General features: G+C 63.0%; 26 protein-coding genes, 1 tRNA gene and 1 pseudogene. 19 read left to right on the top strand and 9 right to left on the bottom strand.

All coding sequences use genetic code 11. From position 1 onward, the window contains the following. Nucleotides 1-54 precede the first annotated feature (54 nt). The 9 genes from JKL46_RS11530 (at nucleotide 55) to JKL46_RS11490 (ending at nucleotide 5,579) form a co-directional block, all read left to right on the top strand. Nucleotides 55-441, top strand: coding sequence for a helix-turn-helix domain-containing protein (locus tag JKL46_RS11530; RefSeq protein ID WP_201832921.1), 387 nt, complete (start codon nucleotides 55-57; stop codon nucleotides 439-441). 202 nt (nucleotides 442-643) lie between these two features. Beyond that, on the top strand, nucleotides 644-1,168 hold the full coding sequence (locus tag JKL46_RS11525) for a hypothetical protein (protein ID WP_201832920.1): 525 nt from the start codon (nucleotides 644-646) through the stop codon (nucleotides 1,166-1,168). Between the two features lie 11 nt (nucleotides 1,169-1,179). Beyond that, nucleotides 1,180-1,569: a phage holin family protein gene (locus JKL46_RS11520; protein ID WP_201832919.1), complete on the top strand. Its 390-nt coding sequence runs from the start codon at nucleotides 1,180-1,182 to the stop codon at nucleotides 1,567-1,569. Next, nucleotides 1,566-1,982, top strand: coding sequence for a DUF3618 domain-containing protein (locus JKL46_RS11515; protein ID WP_201832918.1), 417 nt, complete (start codon nucleotides 1,566-1,568; stop codon nucleotides 1,980-1,982). The genes JKL46_RS11520 and JKL46_RS11515 overlap by 4 nt, the downstream gene beginning before the upstream one ends. A 30-nt stretch (nucleotides 1,983-2,012) precedes the next feature. Then, the gene (locus tag JKL46_RS11510) at nucleotides 2,013-2,687 is read left to right on the top strand and encodes a hypothetical protein (RefSeq protein WP_201832917.1); all 675 of its coding nucleotides are present in this window, start codon (nucleotides 2,013-2,015) and stop codon (nucleotides 2,685-2,687) included. A gap of 412 nt (nucleotides 2,688-3,099) precedes the next feature. Beyond that, nucleotides 3,100-3,453, top strand: a complete 354-nt coding sequence (locus JKL46_RS11505; RefSeq protein ID WP_201832916.1) for a response regulator — start codon at nucleotides 3,100-3,102, stop codon at nucleotides 3,451-3,453. A 30-nt stretch (nucleotides 3,454-3,483) separates the two neighbouring features. Continuing rightward, nucleotides 3,484-4,518, top strand: a complete 1,035-nt coding sequence (locus tag JKL46_RS11500) for an apurinic/apyrimidinic endonuclease family protein (RefSeq protein WP_201832914.1) — start codon at nucleotides 3,484-3,486, stop codon at nucleotides 4,516-4,518. 103 nt (nucleotides 4,519-4,621) lie between these two features. Next, nucleotides 4,622-5,074: a response regulator gene (locus JKL46_RS11495; protein WP_201832912.1), complete on the top strand. Its 453-nt coding sequence runs from the start codon at nucleotides 4,622-4,624 to the stop codon at nucleotides 5,072-5,074. 184 nt (nucleotides 5,075-5,258) lie between these two features. Beyond that, entirely contained in the window at nucleotides 5,259-5,579 is a 321-nt protein-coding gene (locus tag JKL46_RS11490) for an SWIB/MDM2 domain-containing protein (protein WP_201832911.1), read from the top strand. 14 nt (nucleotides 5,580-5,593) lie between these two features. Here the strand turns inward: JKL46_RS11490 and JKL46_RS11485 are convergent, their stop codons facing one another. Beyond that, nucleotides 5,594-6,199: a hypothetical protein gene (locus JKL46_RS11485; protein ID WP_201832910.1), complete on the bottom strand. Its 606-nt coding sequence runs from the start codon at nucleotides 6,197-6,199 to the stop codon at nucleotides 5,594-5,596. A 129-nt stretch (nucleotides 6,200-6,328) separates the two neighbouring features. Between JKL46_RS11485 and JKL46_RS11480 the strand changes: the two genes are divergently transcribed. Together JKL46_RS11480 and JKL46_RS11475 are read left to right on the top strand one after the other, a co-directional pair. Continuing rightward, a complete protein-coding gene (locus JKL46_RS11480; RefSeq protein WP_201832909.1) occupies nucleotides 6,329-7,192 on the top strand; it encodes a D-amino-acid transaminase in 864 nt (287 codons plus the stop codon). 54 nt (nucleotides 7,193-7,246) lie between these two features. After that, nucleotides 7,247-7,600: a hypothetical protein gene (locus JKL46_RS11475; RefSeq protein ID WP_201832903.1), complete on the top strand. Its 354-nt coding sequence runs from the start codon at nucleotides 7,247-7,249 to the stop codon at nucleotides 7,598-7,600. Between the two features lie 16 nt (nucleotides 7,601-7,616). Here the strand turns inward: JKL46_RS11475 and JKL46_RS11470 are convergent, their stop codons facing one another. The 3 genes from JKL46_RS11470 to JKL46_RS11460 form a co-directional block, all read right to left on the bottom strand. Further along, the gene (locus JKL46_RS11470; RefSeq protein WP_201832901.1) at nucleotides 7,617-8,624 is read right to left on the bottom strand and encodes a coiled-coil domain-containing protein; all 1,008 of its coding nucleotides are present in this window, start codon (nucleotides 8,622-8,624) and stop codon (nucleotides 7,617-7,619) included. Between the two features lie 140 nt (nucleotides 8,625-8,764). After that, nucleotides 8,765-9,367, bottom strand: coding sequence for a DUF1134 domain-containing protein (locus JKL46_RS11465; protein ID WP_201832898.1), 603 nt, complete (start codon nucleotides 9,365-9,367; stop codon nucleotides 8,765-8,767). 318 nt (nucleotides 9,368-9,685) lie between these two features. Next, nucleotides 9,686-10,519 (bottom strand): 3'(2'),5'-bisphosphate nucleotidase CysQ family protein, encoded by an 834-nt coding sequence (locus tag JKL46_RS11460; RefSeq protein ID WP_201832897.1) that lies wholly within the window; start codon nucleotides 10,517-10,519, stop codon nucleotides 9,686-9,688. Between the two features lie 172 nt (nucleotides 10,520-10,691). Between JKL46_RS11460 and chpT the strand changes: the two genes are divergently transcribed. Next, a complete protein-coding gene (gene chpT, locus JKL46_RS11455) occupies nucleotides 10,692-11,333 on the top strand; it encodes a histidine phosphotransferase ChpT (protein ID WP_201832895.1) in 642 nt (213 codons plus the stop codon). 3 nt (nucleotides 11,334-11,336) lie between these two features. On the opposite strand, the gene JKL46_RS11450 is transcribed toward chpT, so the two are convergent. Together JKL46_RS11450 and ctrA are read right to left on the bottom strand one after the other, a co-directional pair. Beyond that, nucleotides 11,337-11,774 carry an EamA family transporter gene (locus JKL46_RS11450; RefSeq protein ID WP_201832892.1) on the bottom strand — a complete coding sequence of 146 codons (438 nt, stop codon included), beginning with the start codon at nucleotides 11,772-11,774 and terminating at the stop codon, nucleotides 11,337-11,339. A gap of 92 nt (nucleotides 11,775-11,866) precedes the next feature. Further along, entirely contained in the window at nucleotides 11,867-12,568 is a 702-nt protein-coding gene (gene ctrA, locus JKL46_RS11445) for a response regulator transcription factor CtrA (RefSeq protein WP_201832890.1), read from the bottom strand. Between the two features lie 509 nt (nucleotides 12,569-13,077). Between ctrA and fliJ the strand changes: the two genes are divergently transcribed. Continuing rightward, on the top strand, nucleotides 13,078-13,467 hold the full coding sequence (fliJ, locus tag JKL46_RS11440) for a flagellar export protein FliJ (protein WP_201832888.1): 390 nt from the start codon (nucleotides 13,078-13,080) through the stop codon (nucleotides 13,465-13,467). 54 nt (nucleotides 13,468-13,521) lie between these two features. Here the strand turns inward: fliJ and JKL46_RS11435 are convergent, their stop codons facing one another. Then, nucleotides 13,522-14,145, bottom strand: coding sequence for a GNAT family N-acetyltransferase (locus tag JKL46_RS11435; RefSeq protein ID WP_201832886.1), 624 nt, complete (start codon nucleotides 14,143-14,145; stop codon nucleotides 13,522-13,524). A 218-nt stretch (nucleotides 14,146-14,363) separates the two neighbouring features. On the opposite strand from JKL46_RS11435, the gene JKL46_RS11430 reads away from it, so the two are divergent. Then, complete coding sequence (locus JKL46_RS11430) at nucleotides 14,364-15,377, top strand: lysylphosphatidylglycerol synthase domain-containing protein (RefSeq protein ID WP_201832884.1); 1,014 nt, start codon at nucleotides 14,364-14,366, stop codon at nucleotides 15,375-15,377. Beyond that, nucleotides 15,374-16,198, top strand: coding sequence for a class I SAM-dependent methyltransferase (locus JKL46_RS11425; RefSeq protein ID WP_201832883.1), 825 nt, complete (start codon nucleotides 15,374-15,376; stop codon nucleotides 16,196-16,198). The genes JKL46_RS11430 and JKL46_RS11425 overlap by 4 nt, the downstream gene beginning before the upstream one ends. 5 nt (nucleotides 16,199-16,203) lie before the next feature. Here JKL46_RS11425 and JKL46_RS11420 read toward each other — a convergent pair. Further along, a pseudogene (locus tag JKL46_RS11420) lies at nucleotides 16,204-16,404 on the bottom strand (helix-turn-helix domain-containing protein); the annotation flags it as partial. Nucleotides 16,405-16,663: 259 nt separating this feature from the next. Next, nucleotides 16,664-16,939, bottom strand: a complete 276-nt coding sequence (gene sciP, locus JKL46_RS11415) for a CtrA inhibitor SciP (RefSeq protein ID WP_009763782.1) — start codon at nucleotides 16,937-16,939, stop codon at nucleotides 16,664-16,666. Between the two features lie 363 nt (nucleotides 16,940-17,302). On the opposite strand from sciP, the gene mnmA reads away from it, so the two are divergent. The 4 genes from mnmA (at nucleotide 17,303) to JKL46_RS11395 (ending at nucleotide 19,625) form a co-directional block, all read left to right on the top strand. Further along, the gene (gene mnmA / locus JKL46_RS11410; RefSeq protein WP_201832882.1) at nucleotides 17,303-18,457 is read left to right on the top strand and encodes a tRNA 2-thiouridine(34) synthase MnmA; all 1,155 of its coding nucleotides are present in this window, start codon (nucleotides 17,303-17,305) and stop codon (nucleotides 18,455-18,457) included. A 22-nt stretch (nucleotides 18,458-18,479) separates the two neighbouring features. After that, nucleotides 18,480-19,121 carry a class I SAM-dependent methyltransferase gene (locus JKL46_RS11405; RefSeq protein ID WP_201832881.1) on the top strand — a complete coding sequence of 214 codons (642 nt, stop codon included), beginning with the start codon at nucleotides 18,480-18,482 and terminating at the stop codon, nucleotides 19,119-19,121. Between the two features lie 99 nt (nucleotides 19,122-19,220). Further along, nucleotides 19,221-19,439, top strand: a complete 219-nt coding sequence (locus JKL46_RS11400; protein WP_201832880.1) for a hypothetical protein — start codon at nucleotides 19,221-19,223, stop codon at nucleotides 19,437-19,439. A 109-nt stretch (nucleotides 19,440-19,548) separates the two neighbouring features. Further along, a tRNA-Met gene (locus JKL46_RS11395) sits at nucleotides 19,549-19,625 on the top strand. Nucleotides 19,626-20,065: the final 440 nt, after the last annotated feature.

Raw genomic sequence — 20,065 nt, 5'->3', positions numbered from 1 at the left:
AAGTTTTGAAAATGGCCTAGATAGGAAAAGCCAGAGCAAAGCAGGAGCGGGCGTTTGCAAAAGAAGTCACCCAACCAGGTCGACAGGCATATCGGCAGCCGGGTCAGGGCTCGGCGGATCATGCTTGCAATGAGCCAGGAGAAACTTGCCGATGCCTTGGGGCTTACCTTCCAGCAGGTCCAGAAATACGAGAAAGGCGTGAACCGCATCGGCGCAAGCCGTCTGCTTCATATCGCTGGGATCCTGGATGTCAGCATCGAGTTCTTCTTCGAAGGCCTTCCCGGTCTTCGCGCCGGAGGCTTCTCCGACGACAGCCTCGTGGCTGAATTTTTGACCCGCTCGGAAAGCGACCGTCTCGTGCGCGGGTTCCTGAAGCTGAAGGACGACGAGGCTCGCAGGAAGGTCGCCGATCTGGTCGATTGGCTCGCTTCGGTGAGCTAGCGCACTTTTCGGCGAAGTGGATCCGGTTCGCCGTCAAAAAATGCGGCAAAGCAAAGAAGAGAGCCGGTTCCACGCAAGTGGAAACAGCTCTAGCGGGGGAGGCCTCAGACCTCTCTCCGGAGCTAAAGCATTGAGCTCTGGGCATGTTCGGAACCTGCCGCGCTTCTAAATGGTTAGACACTCACGATTAAGAGAGGTCACCATGGTGGGACAGCAGAACACCAACAGGCAGCAGGACAACGGCAATGAGGATTGGGATGCGCTGAAGGGCGATGTCGGCGATATCGCTGGTGCCGCCGTGGAGCGCAGCCGTTACTTCATCGATTCCGCGCGCGAGCAGGCGACTGACTACGTCGACCGTCGCAAGGACGACGTAGCGGCTTCGGTCGCGGATTTCGCGAATTCCCTGCGCGAGTCCACACGGTCCTTCGACGAGCGCCCCAACATTCGTGCCGTCGTCGACACCGCCGCGGAAGGCCTGGAGCAACTGGCGGAATCGATCCGCGAGCGCACCTTCGCGGATTTCTTCAACGAGTTCGAGGATATGGTGCGCCGTCGCCCGGCGACCGTGGCGGCGGTGTCGGTCGCGGTCGGCTTCCTCGCTGCCCGTTTCATCAAGAGCACGGCGGACGATCTCCGCTACGATGACGCTGTTCATCGCACGGCCGGTCCTGCACGCGCCCCCGTCCGACAGGCGCAGCGCCCGCGCAACCGAACCGGCGCCTGATGGGGGCCGCCATGCAGGGCAACAATCAAACCATCCAAGGTCTCGTCGGTGATGCTCTGCGCGAGTCGACCGATCTCGCGCAGAAGGAATTCACCCTCTTCCGGACGGAGATCACCCAGAATATCCGAACCCTGTTCATGGGGCTCGCGATGATCGTGGTGGCGGCGATCTTCGCCATCGCGGCCTTGATGCTGTTTACCGAGTCGCTCGTGAAATGGTTGGCGACCGTGGTCAATTCCGAGGCGCTGGCAGCACTCATCGTCGGTGGCGTCATGGCCCTGATCGCCATCGGACTCGGGCTGTGGGGCCGCAGCACCATGACATCCTCCTCGCTTGCGCCGCAAAGAGCGATGCGCTCGCTCAAGCGCGATGCGGAAGTTCTGTCAGAAAGGGGTGCATGATGACGCAGGACTTGCAGGATCTCGAGCAGGACATCGCACGCAGCCGCGCCCAGCTCGACCGGACCATCGATCGTCTGCAGGACAAGATGTCCGTCTCCGGCGTCGTCGACGACATGCTCGGCACTGCGCGCAGCAGCCAGTATGGCCCGCTCTACGACCGGGTTCTGGAAACGGTCAAGCGCAATCCGGTTCCGGTGATGCTGATCGCCATGGGCATCGGCCTTCTTGCTTACCGGCTCGGCCGGCAGCCCTCGCGTCATCACCGGCGGCTGATCGCCGCCGACGAGGATCTCATCACCGAAGAGCATCTCATGATGGAGATCGAGGATCCACGTCTCTACGGCTCGCAGGAGGATCCGCTGCAAAGCCCGGACGACCTTTACGAGCGTCCCGGCATGACGTCCCGCTTCTAGCGATTTCAGTGAATTGAACAGGAGATTTCGATGGTGAACACCAAGAACGATAACGGCAGTACCGGCAACGACAAGCAGAGCGGGACGGAGACAGGCACCACCGGCAAGGTGTCTGCAGGGACGTCCGTCGGGAATATCGGCGAGGCACCGATGCCTCATGCGCAGGATCAGAAATCCGCGCAGAGCAGCCAGGGCCAGCAGAAGGGCCAGTCGTCGCAGCCACAAGGCGAGTCTCTTGCCGGCAAAGCGCAGCAGGCGGCAGATCAGGTGCGCAACCGCGCCGAAGACGCTTATGAAGGTGCGTCGGAATGGGCTCGCGATACGTATGACCGCGCCTCGGAATGGGCGTCCGACACCTATCAGAACCAGCGCCGTCGCGCGACGCACGCAGGCAATCGCTCCGCACGCGCCTTCGGCCATGCCCGTGGTGGTGTTCAGAGCTACGTAGCCGAGAACCCGATGGTCGTCGGTCTCGTCGGCCTCGCAGCCGGCCTTCTCCTCGGTGCGTTGCTTCCACGTACTCGCCGCGAGAACGAGATGTTCGGGGAGTGGGCGGACGAGGTGCGCAATCAAGGCATGCGTTACGCCCGCGAAGCGGCCGACCGCGGCCGCGAATATGTCGAGGACGCCTTCAGTGGCGACGAGGCTCGCTTCAGCCGCCATGACAGCGAGTTCGGCAACCAGCGGGATGCCAACCGCCATTGAGCCCCGATCACCCATCGAGAATGAAGAGCGCCGGTGCAAGCCGGCGCTTTTTTCATGCCCGAGGCCTATCGATAAAGGCAGAAACAACAACGGCCACGGCGAAATGATGCGCGTACATCCGGCGTCATCAAATCGGCAACGTGACCGCATCTGGCGGGCGATGATGCCACCAGGTTCAGCGTCAGATAGGAACGGGGCAGGCCGGATTCAAGAGGTGGTCGCGATCGATCGCCTTCCGCAGCGTGACATGCGTTAACCCTGAATCGTCAAAGATCGTCTGGGCCGGACGATTCCCAGGAACTGCGACCCGTTCAACCGGTTGCATGTCTGCCGGGACAAAATTCCCGCTGTTCAAGAAGCCTTTCATCTCCGCTGGCGATACTGCCGAGTGGCCAGCGAACAGGGGGTTGCCGTGCGCATTCTGATCCTGGAAGACGATCCGATGATCGCGCTGGATTTGCAGGCGATCCTTGAAGCGGAAGGCCATGAGGTTCCCGATGCCGTGACGTCGCTGTCCGAGGCCTACCGCCACCTCGACGATGGTTTCGATTGCGCCTTGCTCGATATCGATGTGATAGGCGGAAAAAGCTTCGGCGTGGCCGAGGCGCTCATCGAGCGACAGATCCCGTTCGCCTTCGTGTCCGCCTCGACGCCTTCCGATGTGCCCCGGCAGTTCCAGCAGGCCGCCTTCATCGCGAAGCCTTATGACGAGCGGGTTGTCGTCGCCTCCGTCGAAGACATCGCCGCCGATCGATTGCCGTGCTAGAGCATCGGTCCCGCAAATGGCGTCCTGACCATGCAAGACTCGCGATTCGGCTTCTGCTGCAAATATATTCCCGACGACGGTTCAGCCCAGACCACGCGGCAGATGAACACGAGCACGGTGACGATGGCCTATCTCGGCCGTCTGGAACGGAGCGCGGCCTATGACAAGCTCGCATCCGTCGTCGCGCATAACCTGGAGGCGTTTCGGCTTCAGATCGCGCATGTCGCGACCCGGCCGAAGCGCGAGCGGCTTCACCGCCTCTCCAGCGACCTGCTCCCCGGCTACACGCATCCGGCCTGTCACGACCATTATCGCGATCCCGATCTGCGCCGGCTGATCGAAACGAAGCTCTCGGACCTGGGGCAGATCGCCCGCGACGGCGATGTCCGTCTCAGCATGCATCCGAGCCAGTTCTGCGTGATCGCTTCCGCCAATCCCACGGCCGCGGTGAACGGCCGGGCGGAGTTCGAGTATCATGCCGAGATCATGACGCTCATGGGCTTCGGCGAAGGCTGGCACCCGCATGGGGCGCATATCAACATTCACGGCGGCGCGAAGGCCGTCGGCGCGGAGGGCATCCGCAGCGGACTCAAGCACCTGTCGCAGAGCGCGCGAAATCTCATCACGGTGGAGAACGACGAGGTCAGCTTCGGCCTCGACGACCTTCTGCCTCTCGCCGACGATGTGCCGCTCGTTCTCGATCTTCATCATCACTGGATCATGAGCAGGGGCGAATATATCGAGCCCGACGATCCCCGGATCGCACGCATCGTCGCATCCTGGCGTGGCGTCAGGCCGGTCAGTCACGTGAGCGTCTCACGGGAGGAATTCCTGCCCGATCAGGACATCGCGGTGCTGCCCGATTTCGGGGCGTTGGTGGCTGGGGGGATCAAGCCGAAGGACCTACGCGCCCATTCGGACCTCATGTGGAACGAGGCAGTCAACGACCTGGTGATGCGCCACCTGTCCTGGTCCGATTTCGAAATCGAGGCGAAGCTCAAGAACATCGCCGTCGAGGGATTGGCACGGCATATGGAAACACGCCTGGCGGCGGTTGGCGCATGAGACAAAGTTGCAAGATTCCGGCTTTTCTCTCGGAACCAAACCGATTGGGCGGCGTTGTCGAACATTGTTCAGTGAGCCCAGTTCTAGTGAGCCAAGACATTTGATGTCCGCCGACCCCTCCACGATCCTGCTCGTCGAAGATGAGCCTCTGATCCGCCTTTTCATCTCAGATCTTCTCGAGGACGTCGGGTTCAAGGTCGTCGAGGCCGCCAACTCGGCCGAGGCCCTGGTCCTGCTCGAGGCGGGGCTGCAGGTCGAGGTTCTGCTGACGGATGTGGATATGCCCCTCGGGTGCAACGGCTTCGAGCTCGCTCACCGCGTCCATCGGGAGTGGCCGGATACGGAGATCCTGATCATGTCCGGCCGGCAATGGCCGTCGCAGGGCGATCTGCCTCCCGGCGCCGCCTTTCTGGCAAAGCCCTGTCCGAACGAGTCCATCGTGTCGCATGTCCAGTCGGCGGTGGAGCGGACGAAGCGGGCTTGGCATGTTGCCAAAACCCCACGGCCTTCCAGCGAACAGCCTGCCAAGGTTCTGCCCTTTCCGAAAACCGCCTAAATTCCTGAACTGCGGCTTGCTGACGGCGTTGTGCGGACATAAGCTCTGCCGGAATTGACCTTCTGTCAGGGGGCCGGGCGCCGGTAAGTCTCTCCGGCGTGCCCGACCGACGTTCGGTCAATGAGCTGTCGGGCTCAGGTTCGAGCTGTCGATAAGCTTTCCCATACGATTCCCGGAGGAATACATGCCGACCAAGACTACAGACGGAAAAGCCAGTGCGAAGAAGGCTGCAGACAAGCCTGCCGCTAAGGCAGCCGGCTCCAAGCCCAATGCTCTTCAGAAGCCTTTGCAGCCGTCCAAGGAACTGGCCGCCATCGTAGGCTCGGATCCGTTGCCGCGCGGCGAGGTCGTGAGCAAGATCTGGGATTACATCAAGAAGAACAATCTTCAGAACCCCGAGAACAAGCGCGAGATTCTCGCCGACGACAAGCTGAAGCCGATTTTCGGCAAGCCGAAGGTGACGATGTTCGAGATGAACAAGCACCTCGCCCAGCATCTGAAATAAGATCACTCATCTTATCAGGAATCCTGCCGCCACTTCGTGAGCGGCAGGATATCGGGCCTCTGACCGGGGGCCTTCTTCCAGGGATCCACCGCCCATTCCGTCCCTGTCCGCTTCTCGGCAATCACGGCGGTGAAATGCGGATAGCGTCCATCGAGGAAGAAGCCGCGCGATTCCGGGTACTCCACCACATGATGGGCAAGAAGACCCTGATCCTGCAGGACCAGGAGCAGGCTCGTCGTGTTCGTAGTCTCGTCCAGACAATCCATCTGCCCATAGACGCCCGACATCTGGGGCGGTGAGCCCGGTATGTCCGGTTTTCCGCCGAAGGACGCCGCCAGATAGGCCGTATAGGAGCGAACCACATCGCCTAGCGCCCGGCGCTCCGCATCCGGAGACCCCTGTCCCGCCTGGAGGATGGTCCTGGCCCTGCCGAGCCATGCCCCGTCGACGGAAATCTGCATCCGGCGCACGCAGCCATAGCCGTGGCAGGCGATGATCCGCCCTCCCGCCGGTCCGACATAGCCCTGCTGTTTGAACCAGGTCTTGGCGGGCAGGGTGTCCGCTGGGGCCGGCACCGTCATGAACAGGAATGGCAGGGCTGTCAAAATGAGAAGTGGCATCGATCTCATGATGGCGGTACCTATCCTCGAAAGCCTGCAGGTGCCCTCGGGGATATAGGTCGAGCGGCTCAGCTGCCCATAGGTTAAGCTTCGAATCGCGTAACGCCCCATAACGCCCTTGGAGTTGGCATGTCCCGAATCGTCTTCCTGAATGGATCCTTCCTCCCGATCGAAGAGGCCAAGGTGCCTTTCATGGACCGCGGCTTCCTGTTCGGAGACGGCGTCTACGAGGGTGTCGGGGTGCTCGACGGGCGCTTGATCGACAATGAGGCCCATCTCGAGCGCCTGGAGCGCTCGCTCGGAGAGGTTCGCATTCCGAACCCCTATTCCCGGGCAGAATGGACGCATCTCCAAGAAGAGCTTGTCCGCCGCAACGGCATGACGGAAGGCTTCATCTACTTCCAGGTCACCCGCGGCGTCGCGGAGCGGGACTTCTTCTTCCCCGAGAACGCCGAGCCTACCGTGGCCATGTTCACCCAGGCCAAGGCGATTGCGAATGCTCCGGCGGCGGAGAAGGGGATCGCGGTGGTCACCGTTCCCGACATGCGCTGGCAGCGGCGGGACATCAAGTCGATCAACCTGCTCGCCCAGGTTCTCTCCAAGCAGGCGGCCAAAGAGGCCGGCGCCCAGGAAGCCTGGCTGGTGGAGGACGGTTTCGTGACCGAGGGCGGCTCGTCGAGCGCCTTCATCGTCACGAGGGAGGGGAGCATCGTCGTGCGCCCGCTCTCCCAGGCCATCCTGCCAGGGATCACGCGCAAGTCCCTCCTGTGGCTCTCACGGGAAAGCGGGATCGCCCTCGAGGAGCGCCGCTTCACGGTAGATGAGGCCTATGCGGCGGCCGAGGCCTTCCTGACCAGCGCCTCGAACTTCGTGCTGCCGGTGGTGTCCATCGACGGGCGCCCGGTCGCCGACGGCAAGCCGGGCCCGATCACGCAGAGGCTGCGTCAGCTCTATCTGCAGATGGCGAGCGCGCCGGCCATGGCCGCGGAATAGCTTTGCCGGAACCCGCTTCCGGGTCGCCCGTTGCCTCTTTCAAAGGAGCGACCCATGAAGCGCGTGCTCATCCTATCCACGATTTTCGCAGCTGGTCTCGGCACGGCTGCGCTGGCGCAGAACCCCGAGGTTCTGCAGCAGCGAGCCCCCAATATGCCGGCGCCGAACCAGATGCCGGCGGAGAAGGTGGAGCCCAATAACAACGGTATCGGCACCAAGGACCCGTCCGAGACGGGCTCCACCAATACCCTGAGCGACAAGCTTGAGCGCTCGGATGGCGTGATCCGGCCCCCGGAGACTGCCACGCCCGATATCACCGTGAAACCTCCCGTGCCGGATCCGAACTCGACACCGGTCATCCGTCCCCCGGGAAGCCCGGGAGGCAATCCACAGATCCAGCCGAAGTAATCGCAGATTGTGAAGGCTACTTTCCGGCCGAACGGCGCCGCTTGCCGTCGCGCGACCCGTTGTTTTCCCGAGGCTTGCCGTTCTCGGGACGGCCATTGCCGCTCTTCATGATCTGAGCCGCCACGTCCGAGATTTGGCGACGAAGCTCGTCGTTCCCGCTCTCGGAGCCGTTGAGGTCCGCAAGACGGCCCTGGGCCTCGTCCCGCTCGCTTTCGAGCTCGCGGATCCGCGGCTCGAGAGTAAGGCCGCGTTCCTGTTCTGCCGCAAGGCGCCTTGCCATTTCCGCGAAGCGTAGCCGCTCGTCCGACAATTCGCTTTGCCTCTCGTTCAAGGCGCGCTCGAAGTCGCTGCTTCGCGCGGTCTGCGTCATCAGGCGGGTTTCGAGATCGGAGACCGTGATGCGTTTGGTCGCAAGATCGCTCAGCGCGCTCGTCACCTGCCGTTCCGCGTCGACAAGGTCCGATTCCAGGCGTGTGATCCTCTCTTCCGCCTGAACGAGCTCCGTTCTGATCTTGGAGCGCTCGGTCTGCGCCAGATCGAGTTCCATGCGGGTGTTGGACAATTCGTTCAGGGTCGCCCGATGGGCATTCTCGAGGGCGGCGAGCGTTTCCCGCGCGCTGGCGAGATGGGTCTGCGTCTGACCCAAGTCGGTCTCGCCGGCGGCAAGCCGGGTCTGGGTGGCTGCAAGGGCGGTCTCGAGCTCCAGAAAGGTCCGGTCGCGTTCGGCAAGTGTGCTCTCGAGCGCTTCGATGCGGATGGCGCGCCGGCCGAGCTCTTCCATGCTCTCATGCTTGAGAGAGAGCGCCTCTTCCGCCTTGCGCTCGATCCGGCGCTGCTGCACGGCGAATTCTGCGCGCAGGTGATCCTTCTCCGCCGTCAGCTCCGAGATCGACATGGGAAACAGGGCTTCGGCCCTGCGCCGCGCCAGCCGCTCGGCTCGGGCGTTCACGGCAGGGATGATGAGAAGCGCGATCAGGGATGCGACGACGAATCCCAGCGCGAAGATCATGACGGTTTCGACCACGCGGACGCAAACTCCAAGGTGCTTGACCGGTAACGCTCAAGCACCGTGCTTCGTGCCTGCGCAGCTTTCCAGAGGCCCGTTGTAGCGCATTCGCGGGCGGTTTCCACCGCCGGAAACGAAGCTAGATTGAACGTGCCGTCCTAAAAGGGATTCCAGGTCGGCTCGGCGGTGAACTTCAGGTAGCCCACATTGACGCCGAGACGCGCGCCGACGCCGGCCCGGATCGGCACCACGACCATCTCATCCGCCGCAACGGCTGTTACGCCGAAGCCGCCGATGAAATAGGCCGAGCCGTCGATGCCGACGAAGCGCTTATAGAGCGCCTCGGTGAAGGGCATGTTGTAGACCAGCATCATGGTCCGCGCCCCGTCGCCGCCCACGTCGAAGCCCAGGGACGGGCCCTGCCAGAAGATTCGGCGGTCGCCGGCATTGCGGGTGAAGAGCTTGCCTTCGCCGTAGCGCAAGCCGCCGAAGAAGGCGCCGGAGGCTTCCTGGCCCAGGATATAGCCGTTCGGCTCGCCCCAGCGCCGGATGGCTTCCTGAAGGGCGAGGGCGAGGCCGCGGGAGGCCGAGCCGAAGAACTGGTGTCCCGACTCGACCAATTCGTTGGAGTTGAACGATTCCGGACCGCCGGGATTGGCGGCATAGGCACGCTGGACGGTTTGCGCGGAGGCCTGCAGGGGCAGAGCGCCGAACAGGGCGGCAAAGACGGCCGCGGCAATGATCTTGGACCGGGAGCGCATGGGCTATCTCCTCGCATGAGACAGGGGACAATCCGGCTGTTTTCGGCCGAAAGGCTGCTATCGAGGTTCGAACCTTAAGTTCATCAACCCTAACAATGTCTGTACGTCATGCCTTTTCATGGCAGGAGCATGATGGGGCCGATGCCGGATATTGCTCCGCAGAGGCTGGCTCATAGATCTCTGTCCTCATCCTGAGGAGCCACGAAGTGGCGTCTCGAAGGAGCTTCCAGAGTGCACGGGAGACGCCCTCGTCCTTCGAGACGCTTCGCTCCTCAGGATGAGGGGCTAGGGGGCAAAAACCCTTTTCGAGCCAGATTCTCAGGCCGCCGAGGCCGCGACGGGCAGGTCGAGCCGGGGAGCGAGGGCGGTATCGCCGATGGCGGCGAAGGGGCCGTTCCGATAGCCGCGATCCTCGTGACCATAGGTGAGGGGGGAGCCGCCCGGACCGACGACGCTGCCGCCGGCGCAGGTCAGGATATGGTCGCCCGCTGCCGTATCCCATTCCATGGTCGGGCCGCAGCGTACGTAGACATCGGCCTCGCCCGAGGCGATGAGGCAGAATTTCAGAGCCGAGGAGGTCATGCGCCGCGTGCCGATCGACAGGACCGAGAGGCAGGCTTCCGTGGCGATGTCCCCATGGCGGCGGCTCACCAGGGCGATCAGGTCCTTTTCGGGCGCCGGCCGGACCTTCGCTTCGCGCCATGCGAAGGGCGTCTCCGCATCGGCTGCGAGCGCGCTCACCCGGGCTGTCGTCCCTGCGATCCAGATCGAGCCCATGGCCGGGGCGGCCACAACCGCCGCGACGGGTCTCTCACCCCGGATCAGGGCGATGTTGACGCTGTACTCGCCCGTGCCGTGAATGAAGTCGCCGGTGCCGTCGAGGGGATCGACGAGAAAGAAATAATCGCCCTTCTCGGCCGCGCTGCAGGTTTCTTCCGCGACCACCGGAACGCCGGGCCAAGCTTCGTCCAAGCGTTTGATGATCAGCTCTTCCGCGGCCAGATCGGCGGCTGTCGTCGGGCTCCCGTCGCCCTTGATGCGCTTGTCGATCAAGGCGTTTTCCATGCTGCGCAGGATCCGCCCCGCCTCCCGGGCGATGGCGGCAAGTATCATGGCGATCTCGTCGGGACTCTGACCAGCGAAGCGCATCATGGCTTTGTGCCCGTTCCCTCGGGACGTGTCGATCACTTTTTGCCCGCTTTTCAAACAACCCGTAGCCGGGTATCCCGGTTCACGTTCTCTTTCCTGTTTGGCTGTATTGGTGATCGTCGAAATCTCGATTTCATGAATGCATTGCCGAATTTACGGTGCTTCCGGAGCCCTCATGGCCACGATCTCTCTCGAATCGCTCGACCTCGCCGCTCTTCTCTGCTCGCGCGTCTGCCATGACGTGATTTCGCCGGTCGGCGCGATCGTCAATGGGCTCGAAGTGCTCGAGGATGACAGCGATGCTTCCATGCGCGACTTCGCTCTGGACCTTATTCAGAAAAGCGCCAAGCAGGCCTCCGCCCGTCTGCAATTCGCGCGCCTGGCCTTCGGTGCGGCCGGATCCGCCGGCGCGTCCATCGATCTCGGCGATGCGGAACAGGTGGCCCGCGGCCTCTTCCTCGATGACAAGATCAGCTTCTCCTGGTCCTCGCCGCGTCTGCTGTTCCCGAAAAACCGGGTGAAGCTTCTCCTCAACCTGATCATGACCGCCACGTCGGCCATTCCCCGCGGCGGTTCGATCAGCGTGACGGTCACGGGGGACGCGGATGCCTGCGCCTTCATCATCCTCGCGAAGGGCCTCAATGCCCGCATCCCCGCCCATGCGGAGGCCCTGCTGGCCGGAAACTCCGAGAACGGCACGGTCGATGCCCATGGCATCCAGACCTACTATGCCGGAATGATTGCCCGTGCCTCGCACATGGATGTCCGCTTCAGCATCGACGGCGACGAGGTGACGATCAAAGCGGAGACGGCCTGAGGGTCACGCCTTGTAGGCGACGAGCACCGCGCCTGACGCGATCAACGCGATGCCGATCCAGTTCGGCATCGACAGCTTCTCCCCGAGAAACAGCACGCCCATCACGGCGACGAAAACGACGCTGAGCTTGTCGAGCGGCGCGACCCGCGCCGCGTCGCCGAGCTTCAGGGCACGGAAATAGCAGAGCCAGGATGCGCCGGTGGCGAGGCCTGACAAGACAAGGAAGAGATAGGTCCTTCCGGAAATCGATGACGGCGGCTGCCACTGCCCGCTGCCGATCAGGATGCCGCCGAGCACGACCAGAATCACGATGGTTCTGATGAACGTGGCGAAGTCCGAATTGATGTGCTCGATGCCCACCTTGGCGAAGATGGCGGTGAGAGCTGCGAACCCGGCCGACAGCAGCGCCCAGAATTGCCATGACAGCAGAACGGATTTCATCGAAGCCTCCATGCCTTGCGAACGAAATGCCTGACAAACGAAAAGAGCCCGGGCTGGGACCGGGCTCTTTTGAAACCGCCGCGTTACGGCGCTTAGATGGCGATGCGCTCTTCCACGTCGTTCGGCTCGCGCAGCACGTAGCCGCGGCCCCACACGGTCTCGATGTAGTTGCGGCCCTGCGAGGCGTTGGCGAGCTTCTTGCGCAGCTTGCAGATGAAGACGTCGATGATCTTCAGCTCCGGCTCGTCCATGCCGCCATAGAGGTGGTTGAGGAACATCTCCTTGGTCAGGGTCGTGCCCTTGCGCAGGGAGAGGAGCTCCAGCATCTGGTATTCCTTGCCGGTCAGGTGCACGCGGGCGCCGCTGACCTCGACCGTCTTGGTGTCGAGATTCACGATCAGGTCGCCGGTGGTGATGACCGATTGCGCATGACCCTTCGAACGGCGGACGATCGCATGGATGCGGGCGACCATCTCGTCCTTGTGGAACGGCTTCGTCAGGTAATCGTCGGCGCCGAAGCCGAGGCCCTTCACCTTGTCCTCAATGCCGGCCATGCCGGAGAGGATGAGGATCGGCGTCTTGACCTTCGCGACGCGCAGCGTCCGCAGAACCTCGTAGCCCGACATGTCGGGCAGGTTCAGGTCGAGCAGGATGATGTCGTAATCGTAGAGTTTGCCGAGGTCGATGCCCTCTTCGCCGAGATCGGTCGTATAGATATTGAAGTTCTCGGACTTCAGCATCAGTTCGATGCTTTGCGCAGTCGCGCTGTCGTCTTCAATCAGAAGTACGCGCATGTTCAATCCCCAGCCCTAGCCCGAGAGCTTGTGAACAGCGGGTCGCTGCCCATCCGCCGCCGGGCCTGAGGCGGATGCTCTTTTGAACTGATTCGAAACGCTAATACGGAATGGTTAACAAACCCTGATTCTGGGATGCAAGCGCTTAACGAGCTTGGCAGCCGGATCATCCGACGAAGGCGATTATCCTGTGGATTCCGGGCAACCATGAGGAACCGCCTTGCTCCATCCAAAAAGCTTATTCCGAAAGCGTTTCAGCTGTATCCGGAAGCGGATCCGAGGAAGCCGTGTCCGTGACCGAGGCAGTGTTAACGAAATCGGTAAACGAAAGGTTTACGGGACCGGCCGGCGGGCGCCCTGGGCCCAAGAACCGGGGAGAGATAGGAAATTTTTTGTCGCAGCCGGTAAGGAAAGCTCAACTTCCGTCGGCGAAGGTGACCCCATGTCTGGCGGATAACTGAGCGATCCGTGAGATGCACTGCAACAGCGACGTGTGGAGTTGAATCAAGATGAAGTCGCGGGATACGCTCATCCGCCTCAAGCGCTTTCAGGTCGACGAGAAGCGTCGCCGGGTCGCGCAGATCGAGATGATGATCGCCGAGTTCGACCGCATGGCGGCTGACCTCGACCGGGAAATCGCGGCGGAGGAGCAGAAGGCCGGCATCTCCGACCCGAACCACTTTGCCTATCCGACCTATGCACGCGCCGCTGCCCAGCGGCGGGACAATCTTCGCCACTCGGCCCAGAACCTCCATATCCAGCTCGACGACGCGAAGGCCGAGCTCGGCGAGGCCTTCGAGGAGCTGAAGAAGGCCGAGAGCCTCGAGGATCGCGAACGCTCCATGGATGCCGCGATCAGCCAGCTCGGGCAGGGACGCCCCGTTCGCGCGACCGCCTGATCCGCTGCTCTCGTCGAATTTTGAAAGGACGCGCCCGCCGGGACGCGTCCTTTTTCATGCTCCGGGTGCAAGGACCGGAACATGGGGCGCAGCCTCCCGCGGCAGGAAGCCGAGCAGCCGCGGATCGTCCGCCACCTCGATTGCCCGCTTATAGGGCGTGAAGCCCGAGCGGATGTAGAAGGCGAGGGCGCTCGGGGCATCGAGGGTGCAGGTATGGACGAAGAAGCGCCGGATCGGCCGTGCGAAGGCGCGGGCGACGGCCTCGTTCATCAGGAAACGTCCGGCTCCCTGACCGATGAAGCCGGGGACGAGTCCGAGAAAGGCCAGCTCTGCCTCCCCGTCCGACCGAAAGTCGAGTTCCAGGATGCCGACATCGGCGCTGCCATCGTTGAGGGCATAGGCCTCGACCTCCGGGGCGCCGAGGATCTCCGCCAGCTCGTCATCGGGCATCACGACCCGGCTGAACCAGAGCCAGGGCTCTCCGACGATCCGATACAGTTTTCTGTAACGATCGAGATCCGGGTCGATGCGCTGGAGCGTCCAGCCGGCGGGCGCCTGGGCGGAGGATAGGGGTGGGCGCTCCCGCATCTCGAGATAGGTCACGATCGTCGCGATCTTGTCCGACGGCAGGTCGGTATAGCCGTCCAGGTTGAGAGCAGCTGCCACATGTACCGACATCGCGTACCTTTCAGATGCCAAGAGAGAACGGACCGCTTGATAAGGGGATTGCCGCCCGCCGTCACGCTTCCCGTTGCGGCAGGCTGCAGCTGAGCCGCTTCGCCGTTTTGCCCGTCTCCGGATTGGACCTTATGTCATGCCGCGAGAGGGCAATATCCCCTTGCGGACCAAGGGGATTGTGGGCACAGAAGAAGGAACGAGGGAGTGCTGCCGGCTCGATGAAGAATGTGCGTGAGTTCATTTGGCCCGTGATCGGGCTGCTGGCAGTCGTCATATCGGGCTGGCTTCTTTACCGTGAGTTGCGCGGCATGTCCCTGGACGATGTCTGGGGCAGCCTGACCGCCGTGCCGGCGCACCGCTATGGGCTCGCGGCTCTATCGACCCTCGTCGCCTATGCGGCGCTCGCCTGGTACGACCGCATCGCCCTGCTGCATCTCGGCGTGCATCATATTTCGTGGCTGTTCGTCTCCATCACCTCGTTCACGACCTATGCCCTGTCGCACAATATCGGCGCCTCGGTCTTTTCCGGCGCGGTGGTCCGGTATCGGGCCTACACGTCGAAAGGGCTGGGCGCCCCCCAGATCGCCGTGCTGGTTGCCCTGTGCTCCTTCACCTTCGGCCTCGGCACCATCCTGCTCGGCGGTGTCGTTCTGGTGGCCGATCCGACCCTGCTGCACCGGCTCGAGGAACTTCTGCCCTCGATGCTGACCAACCCGGCCACGGCCCGCACCGTCGGCTTTCTGCTCCTCGGCTTCGTTGCGCTCTATGTGGTCGGCTCCATCCTGCATCTGCCGCCCCTCGTCATCCGCAAGGCCAAGCTGGAATATCCCCGTCCCGCCGTCATGACGCGCCAGCTGATCGCCGCGCCGCTCGAGTTGCTCGGGGCTGCCGGCATCATCTATTTCGTGCTGCCGGCCCATCTGGAGCCGAGCTTCATCATCGTGCTGGCCGTCTTCCTGGCCTCTTTCTCCGCCGCTCTCGTCAGCCATGCTCCCGGCGGGCTCGGAGTATTCGAGCTGGTGTTCCTGACTGCGATGCCCGATATCCCGAAAGCCGATGTGCTGGCGGCGCTGATCATCTTCCGCCTGTTCTATCTCCTGATCCCATTCGGTCTCTCGCTCGTGGTCGTGCTGATGTTCGAGCGCGCTCGCCTGGCTCAGGCCTGGCGCGGACGGGTTGCCGCGCCCGAAGGGACGGTGCCGCCGCCGCCGCTGTCCTCGTCCGATCAATGAGCCATTTCTGGCGAAGGCTGCGCTTCGGCGCCTCGACGCTGCTCGGCACCAGACGTCTCGGCTTCTTCATTCCCTATCGCTATGCCGAGAGCGTCGAGCCCCTCGATTACCCGGCACTCGAACCTCTTTTCGAAGCAGCGCAGCCGCGTTTTTCCGTGGTGCTGGACGCCATCGAGAGCCAAGCCGACGACCTCCGCGCAATTCTGCAGGGAAGGGGACCCGCCCGTTTCGATCAGAGCTGGTTCCCGAGGCTCGACGCGGCGGCGGCCTATGCCATCGTCCGTCGGGAGAAGCCGCGGCGCATCGTCGAGATCGGGTCGGGACACTCGACCCGTTTCATGGCCCAGGCGGTGCAGGACGGAGGGCTTTCCACCCGCATCACCTGCATCGATCCCGCGCCACGGGCGAGCCTGAAGAAGCTCGAGGTCGAGCATCTACAGGCACTGCTCCGGGACGCCGACGCGGGTGTGTTCGAGGCGCTTGCGGCAGGCGACGTCCTCTTCATCGATTCAAGCCATATCGCCATGCCCGGCACCGATGTGGATCGCCTCTTCCTCGACGTGCTGCCCCGCCTGGCGAGGGGAGCCTTGATCCACATCCACGACATCGCGCTGCCCTATGCCTATCCGGCGATCTGGGATTGGCGCGGCTATAACGAGCAGCTGCTCGTCGGCGCACTCCTGCAGGGTGGCTACGAGCTGATTTTCGCGAGCCATTACCTCGTGCGGGGCCGTTCGGAGGCGCTTCAAAAGGGCATTCTGTCGGAGCTGCCGCTCGTTCCGGGCGCGCACGAGACCAGCATCTGGGTGCGCAAGAAGTAGCGCGGTCAGGCCACGGCGGGCTTCTGCCCGGGCTCCGGCACGGCGATGCCGGCTTCCATGTATTCGTTCAGCTTGTTGCGCAGGGTGCGGATCGAGATGCCCAGGATTCTCGCCGCATGGGTCCGGTTGCCGAAGCAGAAGGCAAGGGTGTCCAGGATGAGGTGACGCTCGACATCGGCGATCGTCCGGCCGATGAGGATCCGCCTCAGAGCATCGGTGGTTTGTTCGGCCTCGGAGAGGGGCGGCAGTTGGGCATCAGCCTGAGATGAACCTTGCTGTTCCAACGAAACCTGGGCGCCAAGCACGATGTGAGCCTGCCTTAAGGGAAGTGATTCAGGAGTTTATGCTCATCTTATGGTTAGAAAGGTCTTAACGGCCACGCTTGCGACGGCGGTTTTACGCCCTGGAATGAAAAAAGGCGCTGCCTTGATCGAGCAGCGCCCTTCGATTGGGATATCGGGACGATTACTGCCGATACTGCTGGATGCGGGTGGTGCGCAGCCCGGCCAGGCCGTGCTGGTCGATGGACATCTGCCAGCTCAGGAACTCTTCAGTGGTCAGCGTGTAGCGCTGACAGGCTTCCTCGAGGCTCAGCAGGCCGCCGCGGACAGCGGCGACGACTTCGGCCTTGCGGCGGATGACCCAACGGCGGGTGCTGGAGGGAGGAAGGTCGGCAATCGTCAGGGGACTGCCATCGGGCCCAATGACATACTTGACCCTTGGGCGGTGGGGTTCGGTCATGATACGCTCACACAAAAATTCAACGACCTTTGGTAATCTCGAACCTACGCGACGGGACTTAATGTTTTCCTAAGCTCGATCAGGCGGTTACGAGAATGCCTAAGCTTAGCCATAAACGTTAACTTTGGCTTATTCCGGCGCACTTTCCCTTTAAGAATTGTGGCGAAAGAACCTCGGACCCGGAAGCCGACCTGCGCTTTTGGACCCGTTCCGATGCTCATCCTTTGAGCCGGGGCATCGTTCGGCGCAGGCCTGGAGACCTGCGTCAGTGAAAACCGGGTCCACTTTTCCGCACGATGCGCTATAGAGAGGCTTTCACCCCCCTCCCGTGCGCCGCCTTGAACGGCGCCTCTGGACGGAAAAATGCTCAATTCACTCGATCTTCCCACCGAACCCTCCAAGACCCGCGTCGTCGTCGCGATGTCGGGCGGCGTGGATTCGTCGGTGGTCGCGGCCCTGCTCAAGAGCGAGGGCTACGACGTCATCGGCATCACGCTCCAGCTCTACGATCATGGCGCCGCCGCCCACCGCAAGGGCGCCTGCTGCGCCGGTCAGGACATCTACGATGCCCGCCGGGTCGCGGAGGCCATCGGCATTCCCCATTACGTGCTCGATTACGAGGCTCGTTTCCGCGAGGCTGTGATCGACCGCTTCACCCAGAGCTATCTGGCCGGCGAGACGCCGATCCCCTGCGTCGAATGCAACCGCTCGATCAAGTTCCGCGACCTGCTGGAAACCGCCAGGGAACTCGGCGCGGACGTGCTCGCCACCGGCCATTACGTGGCAAGCCGCCGCCTGCCGGACGGGCGCCGCGCCCTGCACCGGGCAGCCGATCCGGACCGGGACCAGAGCTATTTTCTCTATGCGACCACGCCCGCGCAGCTCGACATCCTGCGTTTTCCTCTGGGCGAGCTGCCCAAGGAGAAGACCCGCGAGCTGGCGCGCGAATTCGGGCTCACCGTGGCGGAGAAGGCGGACAGCCAGGATATCTGCTTCGTCACGCAGGGTCGCTACAGCGACGTGATCGAGCGCCTGAAGCCAGGAGCCGTGCAGGGCGGCGAGATCGTCCATATCGACGGCCGCGTGCTCGGCCGTCATGAGGGCATCATCCATTACACCGTCGGGCAGCGGAAGGGCCTCGGCCTCTCCGTGGGCGAGCCGCTCTATGTCGTCCGCCTCGATGCCAAGGAGGCCCGCGTGGTCGTCGGCCCCCGGGAGGCCCTGGCCACCCGCATGATCCGCGTCACCGACATGAACTGGCTCGGCGACGTGCCGCTCGAATCCTTAAGCGAGACGGGCATGGAGGTAGCCGTACGGGTGCGCTCCACCCGCGAGCCGCGCCCGGCGATCCTTCGATCCACAGGAACCGGCACTATTGTCGAGCTGTTATCGGCGGAAGACGGGGTGTCTCCCGGTCAAGCTTGTGTCATCTATGAGAGCGATGCTCCCCGGGCGCGCGTGCTTGGCGGCGGCACCATTGCTCGCACTCTCGCCGAAGCCGCCCCTGCCGCGGCGTGAGGCATCGACCGAAGGGACCTTTATGACGGATGGAGCGACCACCGTCCTGATGCGCAAGGCTTATGCGCGTTGGGCGCCGATCTATGATGTCGTCTACGACAAGCTGACGGAGCCGGCCGCCCGCGCCGCCGTGAATGCGGCCGTGGCCTGCGGGCCGAAGGTCCTGGAGGCCGGCGTCGGCACCGGTCTCTCCCTCGGCTACTATCCGAGGCATGCCGAGGTCTACGGGGTCGATCTCTCGGAGGACATGCTCCGCCGCGCCCAGGACAAGGTCGAGAAGAGGGGGCTCTCCCATGTGAAGAGCCTGCAGGTGATGGACGTCACCCGCCTTGGATTCCCAGACGAGAGCTTCGACGCGGTCACGGCCCAGTTCATCATCACCCTCGTCCCGGAGCCCGAGACGGCGCTGAACGAATTCATGCGGGTGCTGAAGCCGGGCGGAGAGATCGTGCTCGCCAATCACTGGGGGCAGCCCTCCGGCCCCGTTGCCGCTTTGGAGGAGCTGGCCTCGCCCATCGCCAAGGCGATCGGCTGGAGCTCGGCCTTCAAGGCCGCCCGCGTCGAAAACTGGGCCAAGGGGACCGGGCGCATGGAGGTGGTGGAACTCCGCTCCCTCTTCCCGGTCGGCTTCTTCAAGCTGATGCGGATCAGGAAGATCGGCTGAGGCCTAGGGGCATGAGGCACCGAGGACGGAAGATGACTTTCGGGCCCTGAACCCTATTTGTAGCATTAATGCCAACCCGTTCAACGGAAAGCCACTCCCATGCGCCTCTTCATGTTCACCTCGCAGGCCAAGGACGATCTGCATGCTTTCGCTGGCGACGAGTCTGGCACCAAGCTCCCAGCCAAGTACGGCCCATGGGGGTTGACGGGGACGCTCGGCTCCCGGGAAACCCCGCCGCACAAATTCTCGCGCAAGACCATCGAGCAGTCGATCTCGACCGAAGGTTTTCAGCTCTGGCGCATGAAGCCCAAAGGCTGAATCGGGGCTCCCATATTTCCGCGCGCCGATCGCGGGTCTTTTCTTGACACTGGGGGGCAACCTTCCCTATATCGCGCATGCCTGACGCGGGGTCCGCCCCGCTTCCCGGGGCGGAGTAGCTCAGTTGGTCAGAGCAGAGGAATCATAATCCTTGTGTCGGGGGTTCAAATCCCTCCTCCGCTACCATTAGCCCGATAGTCACAGCGCTTCGCTGATGAGGGCGCAAAGCTTCCATGATAGCCTTCGAGATGTGATCTGCTTCCATGGCAGATCAGATGCCGCTTCCCGGCGTGCCCTGCCTCAGCCGGAACGACTTCTCGAACTTGTGTAGACGTTCCCGGAAACTTAGCAGGCGCTCATGCGTCCCATCCCAGTCGTCAGTGACCGGGGAACTTCCATGATCAGGATGTATGGATCCGCAATCGCCGGGTTCCTGTTGGCCGGGATTGGGTCTGCCTTCGCAGAGCCCGGCCCACGCGACAGGCCGTGCATGGTGGGAGAGCGGCGCGTCGATGGCGAATGCCGGCCCCTGTCGCAAGGCTCCGGCGGGCGAGGGGATCAGGGGAACACGGGAAATAGCGGCGATCGCGGCAGATAGCGCATCGTGCAGAAAAGTGGACCCGGTT

The organism is Microvirga zambiensis WSM3693 (assembly GCF_016735695.1).
Classification (GTDB): domain Bacteria; phylum Pseudomonadota; class Alphaproteobacteria; order Rhizobiales; family Beijerinckiaceae; genus Microvirga; species Microvirga zambiensis.
Note: the sequence above shows the minus strand (reverse complement) of the source record. Positions and strands in the feature narration are given on the sequence as shown.

Bases quoted from the DNA above. Each gene is read 5' to 3' on its own strand.
- JKL46_RS11480 (WP_201832909.1), top strand. From the start codon at position 6,329: ATGTCCCGAATCGTCTTCCTGAATGGATCCTTCCTCCCGATCGAAGAG.
- JKL46_RS11425 (WP_201832883.1), top strand. From the start codon at position 15,374: ATGAGCCATTTCTGGCGAAGGCTGCGCTTCGGCGCCTCGACGCTGCTC.
- JKL46_RS11500 (WP_201832914.1), top strand. From the start codon at position 3,484: ATGCAAGACTCGCGATTCGGCTTCTGCTGCAAATATATTCCCGACGAC.
- JKL46_RS11520 (WP_201832919.1), top strand. From the start codon at position 1,180: ATGCAGGGCAACAATCAAACCATCCAAGGTCTCGTCGGTGATGCTCTG.
- JKL46_RS11400 (WP_201832880.1), top strand. From the start codon at position 19,221: ATGCGCCTCTTCATGTTCACCTCGCAGGCCAAGGACGATCTGCATGCT.
- JKL46_RS11515 (WP_201832918.1), top strand. From the start codon at position 1,566: ATGATGACGCAGGACTTGCAGGATCTCGAGCAGGACATCGCACGCAGC.
- chpT (WP_201832895.1), top strand. From the start codon at position 10,692: ATGGCCACGATCTCTCTCGAATCGCTCGACCTCGCCGCTCTTCTCTGC.
- JKL46_RS11490 (WP_201832911.1), top strand. From the start codon at position 5,259: ATGCCGACCAAGACTACAGACGGAAAAGCCAGTGCGAAGAAGGCTGCA.
- JKL46_RS11525 (WP_201832920.1), top strand. From the start codon at position 644: ATGGTGGGACAGCAGAACACCAACAGGCAGCAGGACAACGGCAATGAG.
- JKL46_RS11460 (WP_201832897.1), bottom strand. From the start codon at position 10,519: ATGATGCGCTTCGCTGGTCAGAGTCCCGACGAGATCGCCATGATACTT.
- JKL46_RS11475 (WP_201832903.1), top strand. From the start codon at position 7,247: ATGAAGCGCGTGCTCATCCTATCCACGATTTTCGCAGCTGGTCTCGGC.
- sciP (WP_009763782.1), bottom strand. From the start codon at position 16,939: ATGACCGAACCCCACCGCCCAAGGGTCAAGTATGTCATTGGGCCCGAT.
- JKL46_RS11450 (WP_201832892.1), bottom strand. From the start codon at position 11,774: ATGAAATCCGTTCTGCTGTCATGGCAATTCTGGGCGCTGCTGTCGGCC.
- JKL46_RS11465 (WP_201832898.1), bottom strand. From the start codon at position 9,367: ATGCGCTCCCGGTCCAAGATCATTGCCGCGGCCGTCTTTGCCGCCCTG.
- JKL46_RS11510 (WP_201832917.1), top strand. From the start codon at position 2,013: ATGGTGAACACCAAGAACGATAACGGCAGTACCGGCAACGACAAGCAG.
- JKL46_RS11435 (WP_201832886.1), bottom strand. From the start codon at position 14,145: ATGTCGGTACATGTGGCAGCTGCTCTCAACCTGGACGGCTATACCGAC.
- JKL46_RS11430 (WP_201832884.1), top strand. From the start codon at position 14,364: ATGAAGAATGTGCGTGAGTTCATTTGGCCCGTGATCGGGCTGCTGGCA.
- JKL46_RS11405 (WP_201832881.1), top strand. From the start codon at position 18,480: ATGACGGATGGAGCGACCACCGTCCTGATGCGCAAGGCTTATGCGCGT.
- mnmA (WP_201832882.1), top strand. From the start codon at position 17,303: ATGCTCAATTCACTCGATCTTCCCACCGAACCCTCCAAGACCCGCGTC.
- ctrA (WP_201832890.1), bottom strand. From the start codon at position 12,568: ATGCGCGTACTTCTGATTGAAGACGACAGCGCGACTGCGCAAAGCATC.
- fliJ (WP_201832888.1), top strand. From the start codon at position 13,078: ATGAAGTCGCGGGATACGCTCATCCGCCTCAAGCGCTTTCAGGTCGAC.
- JKL46_RS11485 (WP_201832910.1), bottom strand. From the start codon at position 6,199: ATGCCACTTCTCATTTTGACAGCCCTGCCATTCCTGTTCATGACGGTG.
- JKL46_RS11495 (WP_201832912.1), top strand. From the start codon at position 4,622: ATGTCCGCCGACCCCTCCACGATCCTGCTCGTCGAAGATGAGCCTCTG.